This is a genomic window from Pseudomonas sp. RL_15y_Pfl2_60 (genome assembly GCF_963970595.1).
Lineage (GTDB): Bacteria > Pseudomonadota > Gammaproteobacteria > Pseudomonadales > Pseudomonadaceae > Aquipseudomonas.
Map to the genome: position 1 here is coordinate 27051 of NZ_CAXAOE010000006.1, position 22423 is coordinate 49473.

A 22423-nucleotide genomic window follows, 5' to 3' on the forward strand; every position below is an offset into this window, starting at 1 on the left:
GTCTGAACTGCATCTCAATGCAGCTTTGCCAAGCCGACTCAAGCAAGCATCTTGCATGAATACCGAACGGCTGAGGACAAACTATTGTCCAACAATCTGTTGACTGGCATGACAAGCACTTGAGCGACATGGCCAATGTTTGAGGCTTGGCAGCCACTAAGCTGCTGACAACGTTTAAATGAGGCGCATATTAATGACTATCCAATGGCATGACCTTGATACTGTGTCGGCACATCCCGGGTTGTATCTGCAGGCGGTGCTGCGCCGTAACGTCACAGGCAAGGTGCTACCGGATCTGGGCCTGCGCGCACAAATCACCATTGACCCGCACAACCTTGCGGGCTATCGAAAAGTCTGCGGTATTGTCGAATCCAGCCTGCTACCTCCCGCCTACCCGCACGTGCTGGCGTTTCCCCTGCAATTGAGACTACTCACCGACAAGCGCTTTCCTTTCCCGTTGCTCGGCCTGGTTCACCTGGAAAATAGTATCCAGGTATTACGTCCACTCGCGGGACTTGGCCCGTTCACCATCAGTGTGCATGCCGAAAACCTCAAACCCCATGAGAAAGGCGCCGTGTTCAGCATTATCACTCGCCTGGAAGATCAACTCGGCCTGCTTTGGCAAGGCGACAGCCGGATCCTGTGTCGCGGAGTCAAGCTGGACGCCAGCCCGGAAACCGCCCAGGAGTTTGAGAACATGCAACTGAGCGAGCTCGCGCATTGGCATGCGCCAAGTGATATCGGCCGGCGCTATGCAAGGGTTTCTGGCGACTACAACCCTATCCACATGTCAGCACTGAGCGCCAAGCTGTTTGGCTTCCCGCGCGCAATAGCCCATGGTCTGTGGAATAAGGGCCGTGTATTGGCCGAGCTGGCTGACCAGCTTCCAGACAGTGGCTATCAGGTGTATGTGCGCTTCAAAAAACCGCTGTTGTTGCCTGGCGACGTTACCCTCAAAGCCAGCGCCAATGCCCCAAGCGGGCAATTTATGCTGAGCGGGAGCAATGATGTGCCACACTTACAAGGTAAATGGCAGCCTCTGGAAACCATCTGACGGTCACTGCGCCCTGTCACCACGGCGCATGCCAACGTTTTCAGGACCGTTTGAAGGCAGCGCGGTAAAGCGCGCTTGCACAGTCACAGGATCCATCACAAGCTACGCGCCTTGAAAGGAGCGCAGCATGAATATCACCGAACTCACCCGCCGCCTGCACGCTATTCGTGACCATAACGACTGGCGCCAATTTCACAGCCCTAAAAACCTGGCAATGGCCGCAAGTGTCGAAATGGCTGAGCTGGTTGAAATTTTCCAGTGGCTGACCGAGCAGCAATCCCGCGAACTGCCGAGTGATGTACTCGAACACGCTGGGCAGGAAGTTGGCGATATCATTCTGTACCTTGTGCTGCTGTGCAGCGAATTGGGATTGGACATGGACCAAGTCGTGCGCGCCAAGCTGGCCGACAGCGAGAAGCGATTTTGCGTATGAAGGATCGTCATTTTGATGAACTCGCCACCCGCTTTGCCGAGAAAATCTACGGCGGCGCCAAAGGTGCAATTCGCCTTGCTGTCTTGCAGGCCGACCTTGCCGAAGCCCTGCCCGAGCGTCCATTACGCGTGCTGGATATTGGCGCTGGGCTGGGGCATATGTCTTTGTGGCTGGCACAACGGGGCCACCACCTGACCTTGGCCGAGCCTGCCGAACCGATGCTGAACGGCGCACGTGAACGCTTCGCCGAAGCTGGCATTGAGGCCACATTCATCCAGGCCCCATGGCAAGACCTGCTCGGCCAGGGTCATCAACCCTATGACCTGGTTATCTGCCACGCGGTACTGGAATGGCTGGCCGAGCCACACGCCATTCTACCGGTGCTGCATCAGCTCACTGCGCCTGGCGGCTGGTTGTCCTTGGCCTTCTATAACAAAGATGCCTTGATCTACCGCAACCTGCTCAAAGGGCATTTTCGCAAACTACGCAAAGCTGAGTTTTCCGGTGAAAAACAAAGCCTGACACCACAAAGACCGGTTGACCCGCATGAGCTGGCAACGCAACTTAGCCAGGACTGGCAAGTCGAAATACAAAGTGGCGTAAGGGTTTTTCACGACTACATGCCACGGGACTTTCAGCTAAAGGCAGAACTCATCGACCTTTTAGAGATGGAACTCGCTTACCGACGGCACCCGACATTTTCAGGTTTAGGTCGCTATCTGCACTGGATCTGCCGTCCACGTTAAAGGAGTCGCATGATGAATCGTGCAGCAATCTTAATCTTGAGCCTGACAGCGCTGCTTGTCCTTGCCGGATGCCAGTCAAGCAACCCTTACCAGGCATCCTCAGAACCATTGCCACCTGCGCCGGCACAAGCGGCCGGGCATGTTGACCTCAGCGCCTACCCCGCCCCACCCCGGGACTACGGGCGTTATCGCAGTTGGGCCTGGGCCAACAAGCAACTCCCCGCCGGCAGCGCCTGGGCAAGTAGCGCCATGATCAGCAGCGCAGTGAGCAACAGCCTTGACCGTGCCGGATTGCGCCCTGTTCAATCCGGTAAAACTGCAGACTTGTGGGTTAGCGCAAGCGTGCGCCTGGAAACACGCCTGCGTCAGACCTACGATCAAGGCGGGGTCTACTATGGTGCTGGCAGCGGCTATTATGATCGGTATGATCGATACGGTGCTTATGGCAGCGTGCCCATTGTGCGCACCTACCAGGAAGAGGTCGCGGTCGTGCACATCGATCTTTTCGACAGCCGCGACGGCCAGCCCATCTGGAGCGGTTCGGCCTCAGCACTCAGCGGCAGCAATGAAAGCGAACGCAATAAAGCGCTGCGCGAAGCCACGAATAACGCACTCTCAAGCTATCCACCGAACTAGCGAACCGCTGAACAACTTTTCAGCGGTTCCCTAAGCGAGACAGCTTGCAAGCCCTGCGATTTCCTCGTCATGGATCTACAAACCTTAAGTTACTGTCGGAGACACACAATGAAACGCCATTTGGTATTACTCGCCAGTATCTTGCTGCTTAGCGCTTGCCAGAGCATCCAGATTGACCGCGACTACGACACCAACCGGGACTTTGCACGCTACCAAAACTGGTCGTGGAAAAGCCCTGCACTGACCTATTCGCCAGATGATCCACGGATCAAAAGCGACCTGACAGAACAACGTATCCGTGATGCGATAAAGGACCAGTTTGAGCAACGAGGCTTACGCGCAGCGCCAGCCAATACCCAAGGCGATGTGAGTGTTCAAGTTGCACTTATCGTCGACGACCGGCAAAACCTCTACACCACCAACTACGGCGGCGGTTGGAACAACGCCTGGGGTGGCGGCTACTGGGGCGGGCCGATCTACACCGAAACCCAGACGGTCGATTACAAGGTTGGCACCTTGCAGGTAGACCTCTACGACGGCAAGGACAACAAGCTGGTATGGCGGGGCAGCGCACAGCAAGTCATGCCGCGCAATACCCTTAGCCCAACCGAGCGCGAAGCTGCGATCCGCGAAACCGTGGCCAAGGTGCTCAGCCAATATCCTCCGCATTGATGATCAACCCTCATCGACTCAGCCACCGACCTGCCGAAGCGCGTGACCTGCTCACCATTGCGACTTTTATGCAGAGTGCCGAAGAGCTGTTCTACAGCTATCCCAAGGCGAGCTGGCCGCTCACGCCAGCTCAGGTCGCCGATGCAATCGACAAGCGTTGCGGCAGCACGGTTGTCTTGCTCAACGATGATGTGGTCGGTTTTGCCAACTATTATCAATGGCAAGAAGGCCTCTATTGCGCGCTCGGCAATGTGATGGTCGCGCCTAATGCTCGCGGCAAAGGTATTGCGCGCCACCTGATCATGGTCATGGAGGAGCAAGCACGCACCCAGTTGCACGCCAAGCGTATGCGCCTGTCATGCTTCAACGGCAATACCGCAGGCCTGCTGCTCTACAGCCAACTGGGTTATGAACCGTTCGCCATAGTCGAGCGCGAAACACCAGAAGGTAAACGCGCTGCGTTAATTCAGATGGACAAAGCCTTATGAGCAACACAACCGCCCAGCGCGTCTTGATAGTGGTGACCAGCGGCCCCAGCACAGCTGCCCGTTGTGCCGCGCCGTTTTACACCGCCACACTGCTGGCCTGCATGGACGCGCAAGTGACTGTCTTCCTCAGCGGCGAGGCGGCTCAGCTGGCGCAAGTAGAAGTGGCCGATAGCCTCTACGCAGCCGCAGATGGCGAGCCCGTCCGGCACTTTATCCAGCAAGCTAAAAGCGCAGGCGTACGACTGCTGATGTGCCGCGCGCCGGGCCTTGTGATCGACGAAAACGGTCTTATCCCCGAACTGGATGAAATCGCCAGCGGCGGCGAGCTGGCCCAGATGATTCTTGAATACGACAAAGTCCTGAGCCTATGAAACTAAACGGTTTGGAGTTCCCCGATGACCTGCTCTACGCACCCGACCACAACCTGTGGTTACGCGAGGAAACCGACGCCACGCTAACCATTGGCCTCAGCGCATATGGCTGCGCCAGCTACGGTCAGATATTCGCCTTCACCCCCAAGCGGGACGGCCAGGTCATTGAGGCGGATCGCAGCTTTGGTATCGTCGAGTTCGCCAAGGCGGCGTCCTCTGCCCGCTCCCCCATCGCCGGAACCTTGATTGCCAGCAATGGCGAAGTGGTGCGTCGCCCGGCGCTAATCAACCTAGATTGCTACGGCGCAGGCTGGATGATCCGCCTGCAGCCCAGCTATTGGGCCAACGCCCGCCAGCAACTGCTGAGCGGCGATGCAGCCTTGGCGGCCTTCGCCGAACGCATGCGCCTGGATGGCTTCAACCCGGATGATGATGGCGTTCAAGCACTGCGCTGAAGCAGGCAACCCATCGCGTTATCCACCATTCGACTGATGAATGCTGCTTAGTCTGAAAGCCACCCTCTGCTAGCTTGGGCCTTATCGGCAATCGCGAGGACATCGGCATGCAAGCGCAAGACTTGGCAGTAAACGGTATCAACCTGCATGTGCATATGGCTGGCCCTGAAAAGGGTCGGCCGGTCTGGCTGCTGCACGGCTTCCCCGAATGCTGGCATTCATGGCGCGAGCAAATACCGGTGCTGGTCGCTGCAGGTTACCGCGTGTTTATCCCGGAAATGCGCGGCTACGGCCGCAGTGGCGCCCCGCAAGACATCAAGGCATACGACGTACTGACGATTTGCGCCGATATCCAAGACTGCATGACCGCACTCAACCAGCATAATGCCTGCATTGTCGGCCACGATTGGGGCGCGATGGTTGCCTGGCACCTCGCCCAACTCGAACCGCAGCGGGTTAGCACCCTGGTGACCATGTCCGTACCTTTCGCCGGACGCGGCAAGCGCCCGGCAATCGACGTCATGCGTGAGTTGTTTGCCGAGCGATTCAACTACATTGTCTACTTTCAACAGCCTGGCGTGGCTGAACAGGAACTGGATACCGATATCGCACGTAGCCTGCGCATCTTCATCCAAGGCGCCAGCTCCAGCGACTTGCTGCTGCAAGAGCGCCCCGCCGACAGCAAGTTATTCGACGGCATCGAAACACCCAATGAGTTGCCCGAATGGTGCAGCGAAAAAGACTTTCAGGTCTATGTCGAAACCTTCCGCGAACACGGCTTTCGCGGCGCCCTCAACTGGTACCGCAACTTCGAACGCAACTGGCAGAAAACCGAATACCTGCAGGATGTAAAAATCACTCAACCCACCCTCTTCCTGGTCGGCGACAAAGACCCAGTCGCCTCCCTTGAAGCCCACACAATCAGTCGCATGCCAAGCCGAGTCAACAACCTGGAACAACACCAACTAAGCGAATGCGGCCACTGGATACAAAGCGAAAAAGCCAAAGAAGTGAATGAACTGATGCTGGGCTTTCTGGCAAAACACTTCCCCACGTAGGGTGCGACAACGCGAAGCTTGTCCACCAAGCCTTAGAAGCCGCGATCAAACGTGGAGAAATAACCCAGCCGTACACCGCACCAATGGTGGATGAAAAAACGTCACCCACCCTACGCCAAGCCCCGTAGGGCGCGACAACGCGAAGCTTGTCCGCCAAAGCCCTAAGCCGAGCAGCTTGGATCGCGCGGAATTGCTCTGTGGAGAGCAGGGAAATGAAGAGAGGGAAATGGCGGAAGGCAGTGGAAGTTGGACCCTACAATTTACTATGTAATTGCTGCACTGACCCGCTCAATGCAAGGGTTTGAGCTTTTTGTACTGCTCGAATTTGCACATAAAAGCCCTTCGTTTTCGACACATAGACTCTTGATGCCTATCCTCCGCCTGAATGGTGTGGCACATTGGCATTAGTCCATATTGCTGCTTGCAGCAGAAAAATAAATCGTGGCCCGTCCCCTGATATCACCCCTGTGTTAAATCCCTAACAGGTGATTCAAACCTTTAGCTTCGTTCACAGGGCTGACTGAAGTCATCTCATTAACCAAACGTTAAAAATATTTAAGGAAAGTCGTGAAGTTTAAAAAATTGTCCCATGCATTCATTTTTTTATTTTTACTAATTATTTTAGTTTTTATCCCAGGACACAGCTTGACGCCACCTTTATCTATCAAAGCAACATTTTCTTGGATAGGTATTACCATGCTCGTTTTTTTAGTAGCGAAAAATCTTATCAAAGCTAGCCAAGATGAATACAGTGCGCTAGTAACTCATATCAAAGGTAAGATTCCTTCCTTCAAAGGTGAGATAGTTGAAAGCAGCATGGCATTGTGGTTGTCTTATTCTGGGTTGACCTGTTGGTTTTTAATGGCTTTACTTAAAGATATCTTCTTCCCTTTACCGCTACTCATCCTAGGTGCAACTCTAATGGTTTGGGGGTTGTCTATTTTCTTAGAAGAGAATGGTGTTTATAAGTTTTCAGAGTCACGACTATCTAATAAATGGGTATTAAGCGCAATTGCCTCAGCGGTTCTTTATTGGGCAGGCTTTAAGAGCGCAGGGCAGGTAAACTCAGTATTTGGTATCGATCCTGGATTTTTTCCTTTTACATTGGCTGCGATGATTTTAGTTAATGTAATTGTCTTGTTTTGTCTAATTATGCTCCCCGTACTTCTTGTTTTGGTGGGTGTAACGTTATTAAAGTTTGTAAACGATATTTCAGGCAAGCATAAAAGCAAAGAATCTATGATTTTTTCAGTAGTTTTGGCTTTTAGCGCGTACGCTTCTATTATCGGAATTATAATGCAATTTCCTGAAGCACAAGAGAATATAGTTAGGTCAATTGCATTGAAAACCGACTTTAATTCGACGCATTTATGCAAAGGTGATTGGCTTAAAGATAAAGCAGTAATTTTTGTAGGCCCCAACTCAAGCTACGTGTTAACAGATTCTAATAATCATGAAGGTAAGTATGAAATATATAAATGCATATCTTTTAGCAAGGTAATAAATTCGGATTCGTAATTTATAAAGCTGGACAATAACTTACTTAATTATTTTAGCTTAAGGAAAAATATTCTATGAGCAATGAGAGCAATGAGAGCAATCAAGAGAGTACTGATGAAGAGCGCCAAGATTATACAGTTGCTGAGATCCTTGAAAGCTTTCCACCCAATAAACTAGCACGAATTTTGGATTTATCAGAGCGCAAACCAGTTGACAATGTGTCTCGCGATGTACTCCGAACACCTGAAATACAACTGCATTGTCCGAGTGAGAGTTGCAATGGGATTCGTTTTTTTCGATGTGTTTTTGGCTTGCGCATTCGAATAGGGGAAGTTAAAACTTATGCTTATGTAACTTACAGGTGCTCTAACTGTCAAGAGACTGAAAAAACATTTTCCCTTGCAATAAAGCTAGATGAGGAGTACGGCGCTACAGGCGAGCTATATAAGCTTGGAGAAACACCACCGTTCGGGCCTCCAACACCGCCAAAGTTAATGAAATTAATTGGCTCTGATAGAGATGATTTCCTTAAAGGAAGACGATGCGAAAACCAAGGCCTTGGGGTAGGGGCATTTGTTTATTATCGAAGAGTAGTAGAGAATCAAAAAAACAGAATATTAAATGAAATAATTAAGGTCTCAGAAAAGCTTTCTGCGCCAGCTGAGAAAGTTGAGCTTTTGAGGCAGGCAGTGAATGAAACGCAGTTTAGCAAAGCTCTTGATATGGCAAAAGATCTTTTGCCTGAAAGCCTTCTTATCAATGGCCATAGTCCTATTAAATTGCTTTATGGTGCACTAAGTGAAGGGGTCCATACCTTATCGGATGACCAATGTTTAGGATTGGCTACTAGCATTCGGATTGTTCTTGGCGAACTATCTGAGCGACTCTCGCAAGCTTTGAAAGATGAAGCAGAACTTTCAAAAGCACTTTCCACACTAATGCATTTTAGGAAAGGGTAACTTATGATATTAATCATCTGCTGCACAGAACTAGCTTTTGAGAGTTTTACCCATCTCATGCGACGGACATAACAATAGGGGACAGACCACGCTTTACAAGCTGAGTTTTTGAACAACCCTTAGTCTGCCCCTGTTATCCCCTCAACTATTGCCGCCAGCAACCTCATGAAAAAATTACTTGCAGTACTGCTCCTCGCCGGAATCGGAATCATGAGCATTGGTTACTACAGCCGACTTGATGATGGCGACTCTACTAATGTCTATTTCATTAAAAAACACCCAACATATCATATAAAATTTGAAAACATTTACGCCAACAATGGTGATGATAAAACGCTGAATCAGCTAGACCCTGAACTCAAACAGCTAGTGATCAATTACTGCAAATACAGACTCGGCATCGAAACAGAACTTAAAACTCAAGCTGAGCTTGACGCATGCAAGCAACGATAAGTTTAACTTTCACTTTTTAAATCTTCAGGGTGAAAAATAAATCTTCTTCGCGGAGAACAAACCACATTTCGAGCACCTTCGATTCAAGCACCGCCTGCCTCTACGACCCTCGGTTGAAGCCAGAAAATGGCGGAAGGCAGTAAGAGTCGAACTTACCTAGGAACGGCTGCCGTCCCCTACCGGGTTTGAAGCCCGGCCACGCCACCGGGCGTGATTGCCTTCCATATTGCTCTGTCTCAACGCGTCGTTGAATCGTCAAACCGAGCATACCCCATCAATGCAGCTTGATCCGAGCGCAATGCAAAAATCTTGAAAACCGTAGCAATCATTTTGCAATTGGACGGCGTATACGCAGCTAAGATAAGTACCGGGACCGCCTAATTTATCCAATACCAGCCTAGCCACTGCGAGAGCCGCACATTTGAGTAACTTTCCAGTAATCGCAACCATTCTGTCGATGATTCTTGGCCTGTCGGTGACCCGGCTGCTGACGGGGCTTGTCACCTTGTTCCGTATTCGCCATACAACGCCCATCGATTGGGTGCCGATAGTCTGGGCGGCTGTGCTGTTTTCGATTCAGCTTGAGTTTTGGTGGGCGATCAATCAGTTGCCGAAGCTCGAGGATAGCTTTTCGTTTTTAGAGTTTATTTTCTTTGTACTGCTAACACTGATGCTTTTTATCACGGCGTCCTTGCTGCTACCCAACCGCAGTGAGGATGAGGCCGATGGTGTGCAAGTATATTTCGAGAAGGACGGCCGCTACGCCCTGCTTTCACTGTCAGCATTTCTGGTGCTCGGTTTTATCCTTAACGTATTTATTCTGCACAGCCCCATGCTGGCGTACTGGGCGGTGCTGGATGTCTTGATGATCACCTTGCCCACCGTGGCATTCTTGGCAAAGTCACGGAAAATCTACGCCGCAATAACCCTGATCTACCTGCCCTTATCGACTATAGATCTGCTGGTTTCGCTTGCTGATTAAGCACAGCCACTGAGCTGGAAAAAACGGCAAAGGCAAGCCTCACAAGCCTCGTATCCCAACGCAGGGCTTATCGCCCACTGCAGATTAACGCGGCGCTGGCACTATTTTCCGCCTGATAAAAACCCCAACCAAGCCGATTACAAACCCCGGAAGAAAAATCCAAACCATTTCCGAGGCGATAACCCTGAGCCCTCTTTCGGTGAAGAAGGCGCCAACCCCAATCGGCGACACCTGCACCGGTCTGAACGCGAAAAACACACGTTCCAGACTGAACGGCCAGTACAAGGCTACGCCCTGCCCGCCGTTGGTTAGCGCATCCAATGCCGCATGAGAAGCGCAGGCAATAAAGCACATGGCGAAGACGACCCAGGGCTTTGATTTAAGTGGCTTGGCGAACAGCGTGAAGAAAGCCGCTATGCAGCCAGCAAAAAACAATGAATGGGTAAAACCCCGATGCCCCCACTCCGAGCTATAGGCAATGCCGAATTTAAAAGCCAGTACATCTGCATCCGGTGCGATGGCCAGAACTATCGCCAATACCAGCAAACGCAGGTTCATCGACGGGCTTTTGAAAACAGCGTAGACAACCAGTGGAACCACTGCGTGGGCGAAGGCTGAGGCCATGATTTTTCCTTAAATTTATCCGCTGTTTGGCAGGTATTACTTGATCTCTGCCAAGGCCGAATCCGTCCTTATTCTGCGCTCGCCAACCAGTCTGCGGGTGAAGCCAATCCGGTCGAAGTATTCGAGTAATTGAATACTGCGCTTGCGGCCGATGTTCAGGCTGTCGCGCCAGATAGCGGGTTTGATTGAGCCGTTTTGTTGTTCGATAGCCACTGCGATTGCAGCGAGTTGACGCAGGGTTTGTTCGGGGTAGAACAGGTCCTTGACCACCTGATGAAGCAGTCCGAGCCTGGCCAGTTTGCGCAGCAGCAAACGTACATCGGCTTCGTCTTTTTGCAGGGTGCCGGCAAGGTCGCGTACCCAAGGCGGGTCAAAGTTTCCTGCAATCAGTAATGGCCAGATTTGTTCGCGCAAGGCTTCATCGGTCTCACTAAGTTGCACCTGATGTTCAGGCAGATGCAGCCAGGGGCCACTACTGGCGACAGTACCAGATGCAAGCTGCTGTTCGAGCAGGCTGATAAACACAGGGCGCTCAAGAGCAGGCAATGCGTAACGGCGCAGACGATCACGGTCGGGGCCCAGTTCATCCGGGCACTCGGAATGAAAACGCTGTAAACCTTCTAGCAACTGCGCGGTTAATTGCTGCCAAACACTGCGGCTGAATAACCGGGGGCCGAGTCGCGTGCTGATTTCAAGCACATCATCAGGTAACGCCCACAATGCCCGAGGCTGATTGAACTGACGCTCAATGAGTATTGGATCAAGACCATTGAATGCGCGCTGCAGCAACGCCGGTAGAGCGCCTTCAAGCTCATCGACCAGCAGGCTATTGAGTTGCGCCAAGCGTGGCTCGGAGCGTCGGTTTCGCGCCGGGGCAAATGGGTCGAGTACACGCCCGCCAGCCACAGTGCGCTGCGCCGACTGGTCGCGTAAAACCAGCCTGTCGTTATGCACTGCATGCACCGGAGCGTTCAGCAGAATCTGCGCCAGTGCGGTTTTACCCGGCTCGACCTGGGTACCTTCCAGCAGCGCTACACGGCCGGTGACATCCTGTGCTGCAAGATGCACATGCACCGGCGTCCAGTGGCTGAAGTCTCGGCTTTCGCCGGGCAGTATTTCGAGCTGGATATCAATGCGGGTCGTCGGTGAATGCAGCGCTGGCGTCAGCAGCCAATCACCGCGGCGCACATGCTCCAGGGCCAAGCGCTCGCCGGTGATGTTCAGCGCCACGCGTTGCCCGGCAATAGCCTGCTCCGCCTGTTGGTTTTGTGCATGGATGCCGCGCACGCGAACGCTGCGGCCACTGGGGCTGAGCGTCAATTCATCACCCACCGCAACCTGCCCGGCCTTGGCGGTGCCCGTGACGACAATACCGGACCCGGAAACGCTGAATGCACGGTCAACGGGCAAACGAAAGTAGCCGCTGACACTGCGCTGCTGCACATGCTCCGCGCTGTTTTTAAGCGCCTCACGCAGTTCAGCGATGCCGTCACCTGCAACGCTCGATACGGGATAGATCGCAGAACCTGCAAGCGGGCCAGCACTGAGCAGTTGTGTGATTAGCTGCTGCACCTTGATCACTTGCTGGCTATCGACCCGGTCGATTTTGCTCAGTGCCACAATCGCGCGACGGATGCCCAATAGCTGCGCAATCGCCAGATGCTCGCGGGTTTGCGGCATGACGCCATCATCCGCCGCGACCACCAACAGCAGCAGATCAATACCACTGGAACCGGCGAGCATGTTATGCACAAAACGCTCGTGGCCCGGCATATCAATAAAGCCGGTGAGCTGGCCATCACCCAGGTCGGCGTAGAGGTAACCCAGGTCAATGGTGATCCCGCGCTCGCGCTCAGCCGGGCGTTTGTCACCCTGCTGGCCGGTAAGCGCTTGCAGCAATGCGGTTTTACCGTGGTCGATGTGCCCTGCCGTGCCGACGATCAAGGCTTACTCCTCGATTAGCAGGTGCAACTGCGCGGTGAATGCGGGCTCGTCATCCAGTTGGCGCAGGTCCAGCCACAAGGCGTCATCGTCAATACGGCCGAGCACCGGAATCGGCAAGCAACGCAGGTTTTCTTCCAGACTGCGCAACGCGCGGCCACGCAGGCGCTTGGATTGCAGCGGTCGAATGCAGATGGCTGCGCTGGGCAAGCGTGCAACCGGCTGAGCGCCGCTGCCGATCATGCCCAAGGCTGCTTGCACCGAGACTTGCCAGCCTTGGCCAAACTGTTGCGCGATCAGCGGGGCGACCCGTTGCGCCTGCGCCATGATTTGCGCCTGCGGACGACTGAGCAGACGCAAGCTGGTGAGACGCTCGGCCAAGCTATCCGGATCGCGATACAGATTAAGCACGGCCTCCAGCGCAGCCAGGGTCAGCTTATCAACGCGCAAGGCACGTTTGAGCGGGTTTTTCTTGATCTTGTTGATCAGCTCACGGCTGCCCAGAATCAAGCCAGCCTGCGGGCCGCCCAGGAGTTTGTCGCCGCTGAAGGTGACTATATCGGCGCCGTCGCGCAGGGCTTCCTGCACGGTTGGTTCTTTGGGCAAGCCCCAGCGGGTCAGGTCAACCAGCGTCCCGCTGCCCAGGTCTTCAAGCAGCGGCAGGTTGTTGGCGTGGGCAATGTCAGCCAACTGCGCCGTCGGCACACTGGCGGTGAAGCCTTGCACGCTGTAGTTGCTGGTGTGTACGCGCATCAGCAAGCCGGTGCGCGGGTTGATCACCGCTTCATAATCGCGGGCGTGGGTGCGATTGGTGGTGCCGACCTCAACCAGTTTTACCCCGGCGCGCGACATGATGTCGGGAATGCGAAACGCGCCGCCGATCTCGATCAACTCGCCACGGGAGATCACCCCTTCCTTGCGGGCGCCCAGGCTGTTGAGGGTTAGCAGTACCGCTGCGGCGTTGTTGTTGACCACGGTTACCGCTTCGGCGCCGGTCAGCTCGCGGATCAGACCGGTGATCAAGTCATCACGGTCACCGCGCTTGCCGGTGGCCAGGTCGAATTCAAGATTGAGCGGATAACGCGCGGCGAGGCTGACGGCTTCAATGGCCTCTTCCGGCAATAAGGCGCGGCCGAGATTGGTGTGCAACACGGTGCCCGTGAGGTTGAATACCCGGCGGATTTTACTGGCGTGTTGCGCGGCAAGGCGCTCGCCGACTCGCCCGGCCAGCACCGCCTCGCTGAGTTCAATGGCGGCCAAGGCACCATTTTGCGCAGGTTCGCGCAGCTCATCGAGCAAATCGCGAAGGGTTCTGAGCATGGCTTCGCGGCCATAGCGCTGTTGCAATGGGGCAATGGCCGGGCTGCGCAGCAAGCGGTCGACTGAAGGTAGACGAACAGGCGTCATCAAGCGTCCTTAACGTATGGGGCACACCTCAGTGTAGGCTCTCATTCCGCGCCGGGGGCAAGCAAGAGGTTTGGCGCGCGGCGCATATAACCGGCGTCCGCGACCATCATATCCAGATCAAGGCTGGCCAGATCGTCGGCCAACGCATCTGCCTCGCTGTCGTATTCAAGGTAGAAGTGTTTCAAGTAGCCCTGACAATTCGGGCAAACCTCGGCACGAATCGGTGCGGCCTCGGGCTTTGCATCATCAAGCTGACGCGACAGGTAGGCCAGTTGCTTGCTCTCTTCACAATGGCTGCATTTAACCCGCACGTAATGCCACTCACAGGAACACAGCGAGCAGGTCAGGTAACGCAAGCCAATCTGCTTGCCGCGATGACGAATCATGCCCGCCACGGGTGGCGAGCCGCAGGCTGGACATTGAGTGCAGCTTTCACGCTCGGACAAGGTGCCTTCAGGCAACGCCAGTAGCCAATGGGTAAACGCCACCTGCAACCCGGCACCGAGAAATGGCACCACGGCGGCGGGCAGCAAATCAAACTGGCCGCTTAACAGGTTCACCGCCCAGGCCTTGCGTTGGCCACTGTCCGCTTGGGTCAACTGCTTCAGCGCCGCAGAGACGGCTGGATTGTCCTGGGTCGAAAACTGCTCAAGCACCTTATCCAGCGCTTGCAGCCAATCATCGCCACGCACCAATGCCTCGAACGCCAGAGGTGGCATGCGATGCTCACGACTCAGGTCCAACGCACGTTGGTCTGGGCCCGGCAATGCAGGCAGCGCCGCGAGCGCACGGTGCTGTGCTTCGCAAAGCTGCGCCATAAGCAACAGATAACCGCCCAGTGGATGGTTGTGCGCAAGGGTTTTAAACCGCTCGGCACGGCGCTGAAATAATGCAGGGGTACAAGGGTTGAGAAACGGTGGGATATTTGCCGACGCTTCGATTTCGCCGCGCTCTAATATTCTGCCTGGCACGCAGGACTCCTTTCGCAAAACAGCTTGATGAGTGCATATGACAGCGGGCGCCATGCAAGTGCAATGCACCCGCATGGCCACCTTGGCTCAATGTTTGTTCTCGCCCTTCTCGACTTCTTTATACCAAAGGCTGTGATGCTTGCGCGCCCAGCCTTTGCTAACCCAGCCGGTAAGCATCGCGCCGACCGAGCCCTTGACCCAGATACCGGCGTAGATGTGCACGATGATGCTGACAATCAGCACCAGCGCAGCCACCGCATGCAGCAGCACAGACAAGCGAATTAGGTCGATGCCAAACAGATGGCTGAAGTACTCGCGCCAGATCACTATGCCGGTCACCAGCAACAGCAACATGCACACCAGCAACACCCAGAACAGCAACTTCTGGCCACCGTTGTAGCGACCGACTTCCGGCATATTGCCTTCGCGATTAGCAACCACGTCGCCCATTTGCTTGAGCCACTGCACGTCCCTTTTATGGATCATGTTGTGGCTCATAAAGCGCATCACCAGCCAGATAAAAAACAGGAACATGGCGATGCCGATAAACGGATGCAAGATGCGCGTCCATGGCCCGCCACCAAACAGGTGACTCAACCAGAACAAGGCCGGGTGAAACAGCGCCAGGCCCGATAACCCCGCGAGGACAAACAGAATCGCGACCGCCCAATGATTGCTGCGCTCGCCTGCGGTGTAGCGTTGGATGTCATGTTTCATCTTGACTCCTTCTAACCTCTGCAACGAGCAACGCCGTCGCAGAGGTTGATCATTTCACTCAGCGCGGGGCTTTAGGGTCGAATTCATGCACCGCTGGATCAACCTTGTGCACGGCTGCATCGACAGTCGCACCCGGTTCATCTTCTTCAACCACGTTGCGCCCAACGCGCAGGTAGTGGAAGAAGCCGATCAGCGCAGTCGCCCCCATCGCCAGCAATCCCAAGGGTTTGGCCACGCCCTTCCAGACGTGAACCATCGGATTGATGGCAGGGTCCGCAGGCAAGCCGGAGTAGAGCGCTGGCTTGTCAGCATGGTGCAGCACATACATCACATGGGTGCCGCCGACACCTGGCGGGTCATACAAACCGGCGTTTTCGTAACCGCGTGACTTGAGGTCGACGATGCGCTCGGCGGCGTGATCCTTCATGTCTTCCTTGGTGCCGAAGACAATCGCGCCAGTCGGACAGGTTTTGACGCAGGCCGGCTCCTGGCCTACGCCAACACGGTCTGAACAGAGGCTGCATTTGTAGGCTTTGTTATCTTTTTTCGAGATACGCGGCACATCAAATGGGCAACCGGTGATGCAGTAACCGCAACCGATGCAGTGGTCCTGATTGAAATCGACGATACCGTTGGCGTATTGCACAATCGCCCCCGGGCTCGGGCACGCGGTCAGGCAACCCGGTTCGGCGCAGTGCATGCAGCCGTCCTTGCGGATCAACCATTCGAGCTTGCCTGCTTCGTCTTCGTGCTCGGCAAAACGCATCAGGGTCCAGGAGTCGGCGCTCAGGTCTGCCGGGCTTTCGTAGGTGCCGTGGTTATGGCCGACCTCGTCACGCAGGTCGTTCCATTCCGAGCACGCCACCTGGCAAGCCTTGCAGCCGATACACTTGGACACGTCGATGAGTTTGGCCACCTCGTCAATCTGCCGGATGGACGGCGAATGGGTCGTGGTGGCGGAGCGGGCGATGATGTCTTGAGTAGCCATGCGTCAGCTCCTATGCCTTTTCCACGTTGACGAGGAAGGACTTGAACTCCGGCGTTTGCGTATTGGCGTCACCAACGAAGGGAGTCAGGGTGTTGGTCAGGTAACCATTGCGCGCCGCGCCGGAGAACCCCCAGTGAATCGGGATACCGATCTGGTGCACGGTTTTACCATCGACCGTCAGTGGCTTGAGGCGCTTGGTGACCACCGCAACCGCCTTGATGTAGCCACGGTTGCTCGATACCTTGACCCAATCGCCAGCGGCGATACCCAACTCCTTACCCAAGACCTCGCTGATTTCCACAAACTGTTCGGGCTGCACAATCGCGTTCAGGCGGCAGTGCTTGGTCCAGAAGTGGAAGTGCTCAGTCAGGCGGTAGGTCGTTGCGGCATAGGGGAAATCCGCCGCGCTACCGAACAGTTCCATGTCACCTTTGAACACCCGCGCAGCGGGGTTGCTGGTGACACGGGGGTCGTCAGGATGCAGCGGGTTGCGCCCAATCGGCGTTTCAAAGGGTTCGTAATGTTCCGGGAACGGGCCCTCGGCCATCTTGTCGACGGCAAAGAATCGCGCCACCCCTTCCGGGTTCATGATGAACGGATTCATCCCCGCCTCTGGCGGTGAGTCAGCCTTGAAGTCCGGCACATCGGCGCCGCCCCATGACTTGCCATTCCAGAACACCAGCGGCTTTTTCAGGCCTTGCCACGGTTTGCCAGATACATCGGCAGAGGCACGGTTGTAGAGAATCCGCCGGTTGGCAGGCCACGACCACGCCCAGCCAAGGGTTTGGCCGATGCCGTACGGATCGGAGTTGTCACGCCGCGCCATCTGGTTGCCCTGCTGGGTCCAGGAGCCGCAGAACAACCAACAACCGCTGGATGTGCTGCCGTCGGCGCGCAGCTGCGCAAAGCCTGCCAGCTGATCACCGCCTTTGACCAGCAATGCACCCGTTGCGGGGTCGGTCAGGTCGGTTATCGCCTTGCCTGAATACTCCTTGGCGAGTTCTTCCGCCGAGGGTTCATCCGGCTGCAAGTATGGCCAGTCAAGATTAAGGATCGGGGCCGGGAATTTACCGCCGTCCTTGGCATACATATCCCGTAGGCGGTGATACAAACCAGCCATGATCTGGATATCAGTGCGTGCCTTGCCCGGTGGCTCCGCGCCCTTCCAGTGCCACTGCAGCCAACGGCCACTGTTGACCAGCGAGCCGTCCTCCTCGGCAAAGCATGAGGTTGGCAGGCGGAACACTTCGGTCTGGATATCCGCGGTATTGACGTCGTTGAATTCATCGACGTTGCGCCAGAACTCAGAAGTCTCAGTCGCCAGCGGGTCCATGATGACAAGGTACTTGAGCTTGGCCAGCGCCGCACCAATCTTGGCCTTGTTCGGGAACGAGGCAATCGGATTGAAGCCCTGACAGAAGTAACCATTGACCTTGCCTTGGTACATCATGTCGAAGACTTTCAGCACATCGTAACCCGGTGCTGGCGCATCGAGCTTGGGCAACCAGTCGTAGCCCCAATTGTTTTCCGCGCTGACGTTTTTGCCGTACCAGGCCTTCATCAGGCTGACATGAAACTTCTCGTAATTCTGCCAGTATGAAAGTTGTCCCGGACGCAGCGGTTTACTGGTGCGTTTGGCGATGTAGCCTGCGTAGTCCTGCTCGGCATCACTGGGTAGCGTCAGATAGCCCGGCAGCAAGTTTGAAAGCAAGCCAAGGTCAGTCAGCCCCTGGATATTGGAGTGACCGCGCAAGGCGTTCATGCCGCCGCCAGGCATACCAATATTGCCCAATAGCAGCTGCAACATGGCGCCAGCACGAATCATCTGCGAGCCGGTTGAATGCTGGGTCCAGCCGAGCGCGTACATGATGGTCATGACTTTGCCCGGCGCCGAGGTTTCGGCGATGGTGTCCCAAACCTGCATCATCTGGGTTTTCGGCGTGCCGCAAATGCTGCTGACCATATCCGGCGTATAGCGGCTGTAATGCTTCTTCAACAGGTTGAATACGCAGCGTGGATGACTCAAGGTCGGGTCAACCTTGGCGAAACCATCCTCGCCAATCTCGTAGCCCCAGCCAGATTTGTCCGGATAGCCACGCTTGGCTTCGTCATAGCCGCTAAAGAAACCGGCCTCGAAGTCATAACCTTCGCGCACGATAAAGCTGACGTCGGTGTAGTTACGGACGTACTCGTGCTGGTACTTGTCGTTTTCGATCAGGTAGTAGATCAGCCCGCCAAGGAAGGCGATATCCGAGCCGGTACGAATAGGCGCATACAGGTCCGCCACCGAGGCGGAACGGGTAAAGCGCGGATCGACCACAATCAGCTTGGCGTTGTTATGCGCCTTGGCTTCGGTCACCCATTTGAAGCCGCACGGATGCGCTTCAGCAGCGTTGCCACCCATGATCAAGACCAGATCGGCATTCTTGATGTCGGTCCAGTGATTGGTCATGGCGCCGCGGCCAAACGTCGGGGCAAGACTTGCCACCGTCGGGCCGTGTCAGACACGTGCTTGGTTATCGAATCCTAATATGCCGAGTGAACGCACCACCTTGTGAGTGATGTAGCCTGCTTCGTTGGACGATGCCGACGCCGCGAGAAAACCTGTGCTCAACCAGCGATTGACCCTTTGGCCTTGCTCGTTGGTTTCGATGAAGTTGGCGTCACGATCCGCCTTCATGTGCTTGGAGATGCGCTCAAGCGCTTCGTCCCACTCGAGTTCTTTCCACTCGTTGAAACCGGCCTCACGCACTTGCGGGACCTTCAAGCGGCTTTCACTGTGAACGAAGTCGAGCAGCCCAGCGCCTTTAGGGCAAAGGGTGCCACGGTTGACCGGGTGATCAGAGTCACCTTCGATATGGATAATATTTTGCGCAACGTTCTTCGCGGCGTCGCCCTGGCTATACATGATCAGGCCGCAACCGACCGAGCAATATGGGCAGGTGTTGCGCGTCTCGATCGTACGCGCCAGTTTAAAATGGCGTATCTGGTCGGCATAGGCATTGGGCGGTGCAACCCCCAACGCCGCTAGGCTCGACGTTCCAAGGCCTACAGCGCAGACCTTGAAGAACTGTCGACGATTCATATCCATCGTGATTCTCCTGCATCAGGCAGTTGTCGTCCCGATACATTGCCGGAACGTAGCATCATGAAGACTAGCTTGTGCCTGATTATTTACCAGCAGGAGACAGATCTTTTGTATGGCTAGCCATACTATGGGCTGGGGTTTAAAGCGGGCGGTAACAGAATGCTGAAACAGGCACCCTCCTCGCGATTGAAAGCCCTTAACTGCCCTCCCATTTGCTCGATAATGCCGAAGCTGACCGACAACCCCAACCCCGTGCCTTTGCCCGCCGGTTTAGTGGTAAAGAACGGCTCGAAGATGCGTTCAAGCAAGCGCGGTTCTATACCCCCCGCGTTGTCCTGCACCTCAATCAGCACCCCTTCGGGCAATAAAGTAGCGGACAACGCAATGCGCGGGGCGAAGTCGGATTCACGCTCCAGGCGCGAGAACAGCGCGTCCCGCGCATTGACCATGAGGTTGATCAACACTTGCTCAAGTTGATCGCCATGACCACTGACCCTGACCCTGAAATCCACCGGCGCAAACTGCAGTTCGACACCCTTGCCCAACAAGCCATCGCGCAGCAGCGACATGGCACCCTCGATTGCCTGCATGGGGTCAAACAAGGCATGTTCAGCCTCGGAGCGGCGCCCGAACACGCGCATGTGATCGACAATCCTCGCCGCGCGCAGCACCTGCGCCTCAATCCGCTTCAGCTTGTCTTCCAGGTATTCGGCAGGCACCTCGCCCGCAGAGATGCGTTTCAGGGTATTGGCCACAGCCATGCGCATCACATTCAGCGGCTGATTCAACTCATGGGCCATGCCGGTGGCCATCTCGCCAAGCGTGGCCATCTTGGCGCCTTGAAACAGTTGCTGTTGAGCCTTGCGTACCTCGGTGTTGTCGCGGCCAACGGCCTGCACTTCAAGCAGGTTGCCTTGCTCATCAAAAATTCCGCGATCGGCCCACACCCACCAGGCATGCTCACGCCCCGGCAACTGCATGCATATTTCAGCGGTGCTGATCGGCTGCTCGGGCGTGAGGCCAAGCAGGCGTTGCGCAAAGGCCTCTCGCTGTTCGGCAGAGAGCCACTCGCCAAGGTTGGCACCAATAAGCTGCTCAGTGCTGCGTTCCAGGTAATCCGCTAACGGCCGGTTGGCGAAGTTGAGCGTCAGGTCCGGCATATAACGGCAAATCATCGCTGGCGAATCCTCGACCAGAATTCGATAGCGCTCTTCACTTTCACGGATGCGCTCGGCTGCAAGCGTGGCCTCGGTAATATCCAGCCACAGGCCGACGGCTTCACGTGGTCGTCCCAGCTCATCGCGCAGCAGCTTCGACTCATCCAACAACCAATGGTATTGGCCTTGGCGATCACGCAAGCGATAGCGACAACTGACAGCGCCGTTGCGCAGCAATTGCCGTGCACGGTCAAAGAAGATTTCGTGGTCATCCGGATGGACTATTTCGGCGAGCAAGCCTGCTTGCAACTCGGCCAGGCTCCAGCCCAGCAAGGGCTGCAAACTGTCGCTGCAGAACTCCAGCTGCAAAGCCCCATCGTCGTGACGCTGCACGTAAATCACCGCTGGCGCGCTGGCGATCAGGTTGCTTAAGCGCTCATGTGCTTGCGAGGCCTTGGCCTGCTGTTCCTTGATATCGCTGATATCGATCAAGAAGCCATAAATGCGCAGATTTTTACCAGCCCCCTTGGCCAGGGCTTGCAGGCGATACCAGCTATAGCTTTCGACCTTGTCAGCAACCTGCAGACGCAGGCACTGGATAAAGCTCTGCCCGCCCTCAACCAAACGATTGAGGCGCACGCGAAACTCGTCGCGGTCACTGCCATGAATGCGCTCAAGCCAAGCCGACAACTCAAGCTCGCCAGCAAGCTCAACCCCAAGCGCTGCCGCTAGTTCTGGCGCCAACTGCAAGCGCTGGTCGTGACTATTGAATGTCCACCAACCGGCGCCAAGCAACCCCTGCAACGCGCTTTGTCGATCTTGCTGGTGGGCCTGTTGCAAAGCCTGTATACGCGCGGTCAAGGCGCCGCCAATCTGGTCAAATAACCGCGTCCAGTCGGTAACCTGCAACGCGGGGGCATGGAGTTGGGCGTCAAAACCTGCACAGAGCAGCCAGGCAGTTGTAAGCCCTTGATGCTGATAAGGCGTGATAAAGCCAAGCCCTTGGGGAAACAACACCTGAAGCCCAGGATGCTTGGTTAATGTCAGCGCGCTCAGCTGCTGTGGACTGGCCTGCGATAAATCATCAAACACCCGCCCCAGCGCCTGCTCATCACGCCACACCTGGCTGTTGTAAGCGTTTTGCTGGGCATAGACCCGCCACTCGCCAGCCTTGTCGCGCAGAGCAATCGCCACGCTGGGGATTCGCAGCCTTTGACGCAACTCGCAGAGCACTTCGACCGTTGCTGTCTGCAACCGCTCGCCTGACTGATAACCCAAACGCTGAGCGAAGTCGGCGGCCTCGGCCAGCACATGGCGACGCAGGTCGCTGCTACGTGCCTGCTCGACCAGATCAGACACATCCAATAACTGCAGCAGCCAGCCTTCCGCATGGGCTTGCAGCCAGCCCCGCAGAGTCATAACCGAGCCGCCACGCCCATCGAAATCAAGCTCAAGCAGTTGCTGTTGATAGCTCGGAATATCAGCAGCCAATGCTGAACTGTTGCATAGGTAATCATTGAGCGGGCGCTGTGTTGCCGTGACGGCCAGGCGCACGGCCAATGGCCCGGCAATGCCTGTGACCAAGCCTTGAGTGTCCAGAAACAGGCTCAACCCCGCCGGACTTGGCGGCATATTTACTGACGGCTGCGGCTCGGTATCAGCGGGGGTTTGATTACTGGCAGTCAGATCATTTTTTGGATTAAAGCCAAACCAGCTCGCCATG

General features: G+C 55.4%; 21 protein-coding genes and 1 tRNA gene. 13 read left to right on the top strand and 9 right to left on the bottom strand.

Translation table 11 applies throughout. The features are described from left to right. Window positions 1–193 precede the first annotated feature (193 nt). The 12 genes from AACY26_RS16590 (at window position 194) to AACY26_RS16645 (ending at window position 8825) form a co-directional block, all read left to right on the top strand. A complete protein-coding gene (locus tag AACY26_RS16590) occupies window positions 194–1054 on the top strand; it encodes a MaoC family dehydratase (protein WP_339515715.1) in 861 nt (286 codons plus the stop codon). Window positions 1055–1181: 127 nt separating this feature from the next. Beyond that, window positions 1182–1487: a nucleotide pyrophosphohydrolase gene (locus tag AACY26_RS16595; protein WP_339515716.1), complete on the top strand. Its 306-nt coding sequence runs from the start codon at window positions 1182–1184 to the stop codon at window positions 1485–1487. Next, window positions 1484–2233: a methyltransferase domain-containing protein gene (locus tag AACY26_RS16600; RefSeq protein WP_339515717.1), complete on the top strand. Its 750-nt coding sequence runs from the start codon at window positions 1484–1486 to the stop codon at window positions 2231–2233. The genes AACY26_RS16595 and AACY26_RS16600 overlap by 4 nt, the downstream gene beginning before the upstream one ends. A gap of 9 nt (window positions 2234–2242) precedes the next feature. Then, window positions 2243–2869, top strand: coding sequence for a DUF4136 domain-containing protein (locus AACY26_RS16605; protein ID WP_339515718.1), 627 nt, complete (start codon window positions 2243–2245; stop codon window positions 2867–2869). 108 nt (window positions 2870–2977) lie between these two features. Further along, the gene (locus AACY26_RS16610) at window positions 2978–3541 is read left to right on the top strand and encodes a DUF4136 domain-containing protein (protein ID WP_339515719.1); all 564 of its coding nucleotides are present in this window, start codon (window positions 2978–2980) and stop codon (window positions 3539–3541) included. Further along, a complete protein-coding gene (locus AACY26_RS16615) occupies window positions 3541–4029 on the top strand; it encodes a GNAT family N-acetyltransferase (RefSeq protein ID WP_339515720.1) in 489 nt (162 codons plus the stop codon). Before AACY26_RS16610 ends, AACY26_RS16615 begins: the two co-directional genes overlap by 1 nt. After that, complete coding sequence (locus AACY26_RS16620) at window positions 4026–4400, top strand: DsrE family protein (RefSeq protein ID WP_339515721.1); 375 nt, start codon at window positions 4026–4028, stop codon at window positions 4398–4400. The genes AACY26_RS16615 and AACY26_RS16620 overlap by 4 nt, the downstream gene beginning before the upstream one ends. Continuing rightward, window positions 4397–4855, top strand: coding sequence for a glycine cleavage system protein H (locus AACY26_RS16625; RefSeq protein ID WP_339515722.1), 459 nt, complete (start codon window positions 4397–4399; stop codon window positions 4853–4855). The genes AACY26_RS16620 and AACY26_RS16625 overlap by 4 nt, the downstream gene beginning before the upstream one ends. 107 nt (window positions 4856–4962) lie before the next feature. Continuing rightward, window positions 4963–5913: an alpha/beta fold hydrolase gene (locus AACY26_RS16630; RefSeq protein ID WP_339515723.1), complete on the top strand. Its 951-nt coding sequence runs from the start codon at window positions 4963–4965 to the stop codon at window positions 5911–5913. 567 nt (window positions 5914–6480) lie between these two features. Continuing rightward, window positions 6481–7431, top strand: a complete 951-nt coding sequence (locus AACY26_RS16635) for a hypothetical protein (RefSeq protein ID WP_339515724.1) — start codon at window positions 6481–6483, stop codon at window positions 7429–7431. A 56-nt stretch (window positions 7432–7487) separates the two neighbouring features. After that, entirely contained in the window at window positions 7488–8372 is an 885-nt protein-coding gene (locus tag AACY26_RS16640) for a hypothetical protein (protein ID WP_339515725.1), read from the top strand. A 165-nt stretch (window positions 8373–8537) separates the two neighbouring features. Then, window positions 8538–8825 carry a hypothetical protein gene (locus tag AACY26_RS16645; RefSeq protein WP_339515726.1) on the top strand — a complete coding sequence of 96 codons (288 nt, stop codon included), beginning with the start codon at window positions 8538–8540 and terminating at the stop codon, window positions 8823–8825. Between the two features lie 127 nt (window positions 8826–8952). Here the strand turns inward: AACY26_RS16645 and AACY26_RS16650 are convergent. Beyond that, window positions 8953–9048 (bottom strand) — tRNA-Sec (locus tag AACY26_RS16650). A 198-nt stretch (window positions 9049–9246) separates the two neighbouring features. On the opposite strand from AACY26_RS16650, the gene AACY26_RS16655 reads away from it, so the two are divergent. After that, a complete protein-coding gene (locus tag AACY26_RS16655) occupies window positions 9247–9807 on the top strand; it encodes a hypothetical protein (RefSeq protein ID WP_339515727.1) in 561 nt (186 codons plus the stop codon). An 84-nt stretch (window positions 9808–9891) separates the two neighbouring features. On the opposite strand, the gene AACY26_RS16660 is transcribed toward AACY26_RS16655, so the two are convergent. The 8 genes from AACY26_RS16660 to AACY26_RS16695 all read right to left on the bottom strand — a co-directional run bounded on the left by AACY26_RS16660 (window position 9892) and on the right by AACY26_RS16695 (window position 22422). Next, window positions 9892–10431: a metal-dependent hydrolase gene (locus tag AACY26_RS16660; protein WP_339515728.1), complete on the bottom strand. Its 540-nt coding sequence runs from the start codon at window positions 10429–10431 to the stop codon at window positions 9892–9894. A gap of 36 nt (window positions 10432–10467) precedes the next feature. After that, window positions 10468–12375, bottom strand: coding sequence for a selenocysteine-specific translation elongation factor (gene selB / locus AACY26_RS16665; RefSeq protein WP_339515729.1), 1908 nt, complete (start codon window positions 12373–12375; stop codon window positions 10468–10470). Between the two features lie 3 nt (window positions 12376–12378). Continuing rightward, on the bottom strand, window positions 12379–13779 hold the full coding sequence (selA, locus tag AACY26_RS16670) for an L-seryl-tRNA(Sec) selenium transferase (RefSeq protein WP_339515730.1): 1401 nt from the start codon (window positions 13777–13779) through the stop codon (window positions 12379–12381). Window positions 13780–13820: 41 nt separating this feature from the next. After that, complete coding sequence (gene fdhE, locus AACY26_RS16675; protein WP_339515731.1) at window positions 13821–14750, bottom strand: formate dehydrogenase accessory protein FdhE; 930 nt, start codon at window positions 14748–14750, stop codon at window positions 13821–13823. A gap of 87 nt (window positions 14751–14837) precedes the next feature. Further along, window positions 14838–15467 carry a formate dehydrogenase subunit gamma gene (locus tag AACY26_RS16680; protein WP_339515732.1) on the bottom strand — a complete coding sequence of 210 codons (630 nt, stop codon included), beginning with the start codon at window positions 15465–15467 and terminating at the stop codon, window positions 14838–14840. A gap of 58 nt (window positions 15468–15525) precedes the next feature. Then, window positions 15526–16455, bottom strand: a complete 930-nt coding sequence (gene fdxH / locus AACY26_RS16685) for a formate dehydrogenase subunit beta (RefSeq protein WP_339515733.1) — start codon at window positions 16453–16455, stop codon at window positions 15526–15528. 10 nt (window positions 16456–16465) lie between these two features. Beyond that, entirely contained in the window at window positions 16466–19546 is a 3081-nt protein-coding gene (gene fdnG / locus AACY26_RS16690; RefSeq protein WP_339515734.1) for a formate dehydrogenase-N subunit alpha, read from the bottom strand. A 122-nt stretch (window positions 19547–19668) separates the two neighbouring features. Beyond that, window positions 19669–22422, bottom strand: a complete 2754-nt coding sequence (locus AACY26_RS16695; RefSeq protein WP_339515735.1) for a PAS domain-containing protein — start codon at window positions 22420–22422, stop codon at window positions 19669–19671. Between the last annotated feature and the right edge of the window lies 1 nt (window position 22423).

What these genes read in the sequence shown, in the direction of transcription:
- AACY26_RS16625 (WP_339515722.1), top strand. Translation starts at nt 4,397, where the DNA reads ATGAAACTAAACGGTTTGGAGTTCCCCGATGACCTGCTCTACGCACCC.
- AACY26_RS16695 (WP_339515735.1), bottom strand. Translation starts at nt 22,422, where the DNA reads ATGGCGAGCTGGTTTGGCTTTAATCCAAAAAATGATCTGACTGCCAGT.
- AACY26_RS16605 (WP_339515718.1), top strand. Translation starts at nt 2,243, where the DNA reads ATGATGAATCGTGCAGCAATCTTAATCTTGAGCCTGACAGCGCTGCTT.
- AACY26_RS16660 (WP_339515728.1), bottom strand. Translation starts at nt 10,431, where the DNA reads ATGGCCTCAGCCTTCGCCCACGCAGTGGTTCCACTGGTTGTCTACGCT.
- AACY26_RS16680 (WP_339515732.1), bottom strand. Translation starts at nt 15,467, where the DNA reads ATGAAACATGACATCCAACGCTACACCGCAGGCGAGCGCAGCAATCAT.
- AACY26_RS16640 (WP_339515725.1), top strand. Translation starts at nt 7,488, where the DNA reads ATGAGCAATGAGAGCAATGAGAGCAATCAAGAGAGTACTGATGAAGAG.
- AACY26_RS16645 (WP_339515726.1), top strand. Translation starts at nt 8,538, where the DNA reads ATGAAAAAATTACTTGCAGTACTGCTCCTCGCCGGAATCGGAATCATG.
- selA (WP_339515730.1), bottom strand. Translation starts at nt 13,779, where the DNA reads ATGACGCCTGTTCGTCTACCTTCAGTCGACCGCTTGCTGCGCAGCCCG.
- AACY26_RS16600 (WP_339515717.1), top strand. Translation starts at nt 1,484, where the DNA reads ATGAAGGATCGTCATTTTGATGAACTCGCCACCCGCTTTGCCGAGAAA.
- AACY26_RS16590 (WP_339515715.1), top strand. Translation starts at nt 194, where the DNA reads ATGACTATCCAATGGCATGACCTTGATACTGTGTCGGCACATCCCGGG.
- AACY26_RS16620 (WP_339515721.1), top strand. Translation starts at nt 4,026, where the DNA reads ATGAGCAACACAACCGCCCAGCGCGTCTTGATAGTGGTGACCAGCGGC.
- AACY26_RS16630 (WP_339515723.1), top strand. Translation starts at nt 4,963, where the DNA reads ATGCAAGCGCAAGACTTGGCAGTAAACGGTATCAACCTGCATGTGCAT.
- AACY26_RS16610 (WP_339515719.1), top strand. Translation starts at nt 2,978, where the DNA reads ATGAAACGCCATTTGGTATTACTCGCCAGTATCTTGCTGCTTAGCGCT.
- AACY26_RS16595 (WP_339515716.1), top strand. Translation starts at nt 1,182, where the DNA reads ATGAATATCACCGAACTCACCCGCCGCCTGCACGCTATTCGTGACCAT.
- AACY26_RS16615 (WP_339515720.1), top strand. Translation starts at nt 3,541, where the DNA reads ATGATCAACCCTCATCGACTCAGCCACCGACCTGCCGAAGCGCGTGAC.
- fdxH (WP_339515733.1), bottom strand. Translation starts at nt 16,455, where the DNA reads ATGGCTACTCAAGACATCATCGCCCGCTCCGCCACCACGACCCATTCG.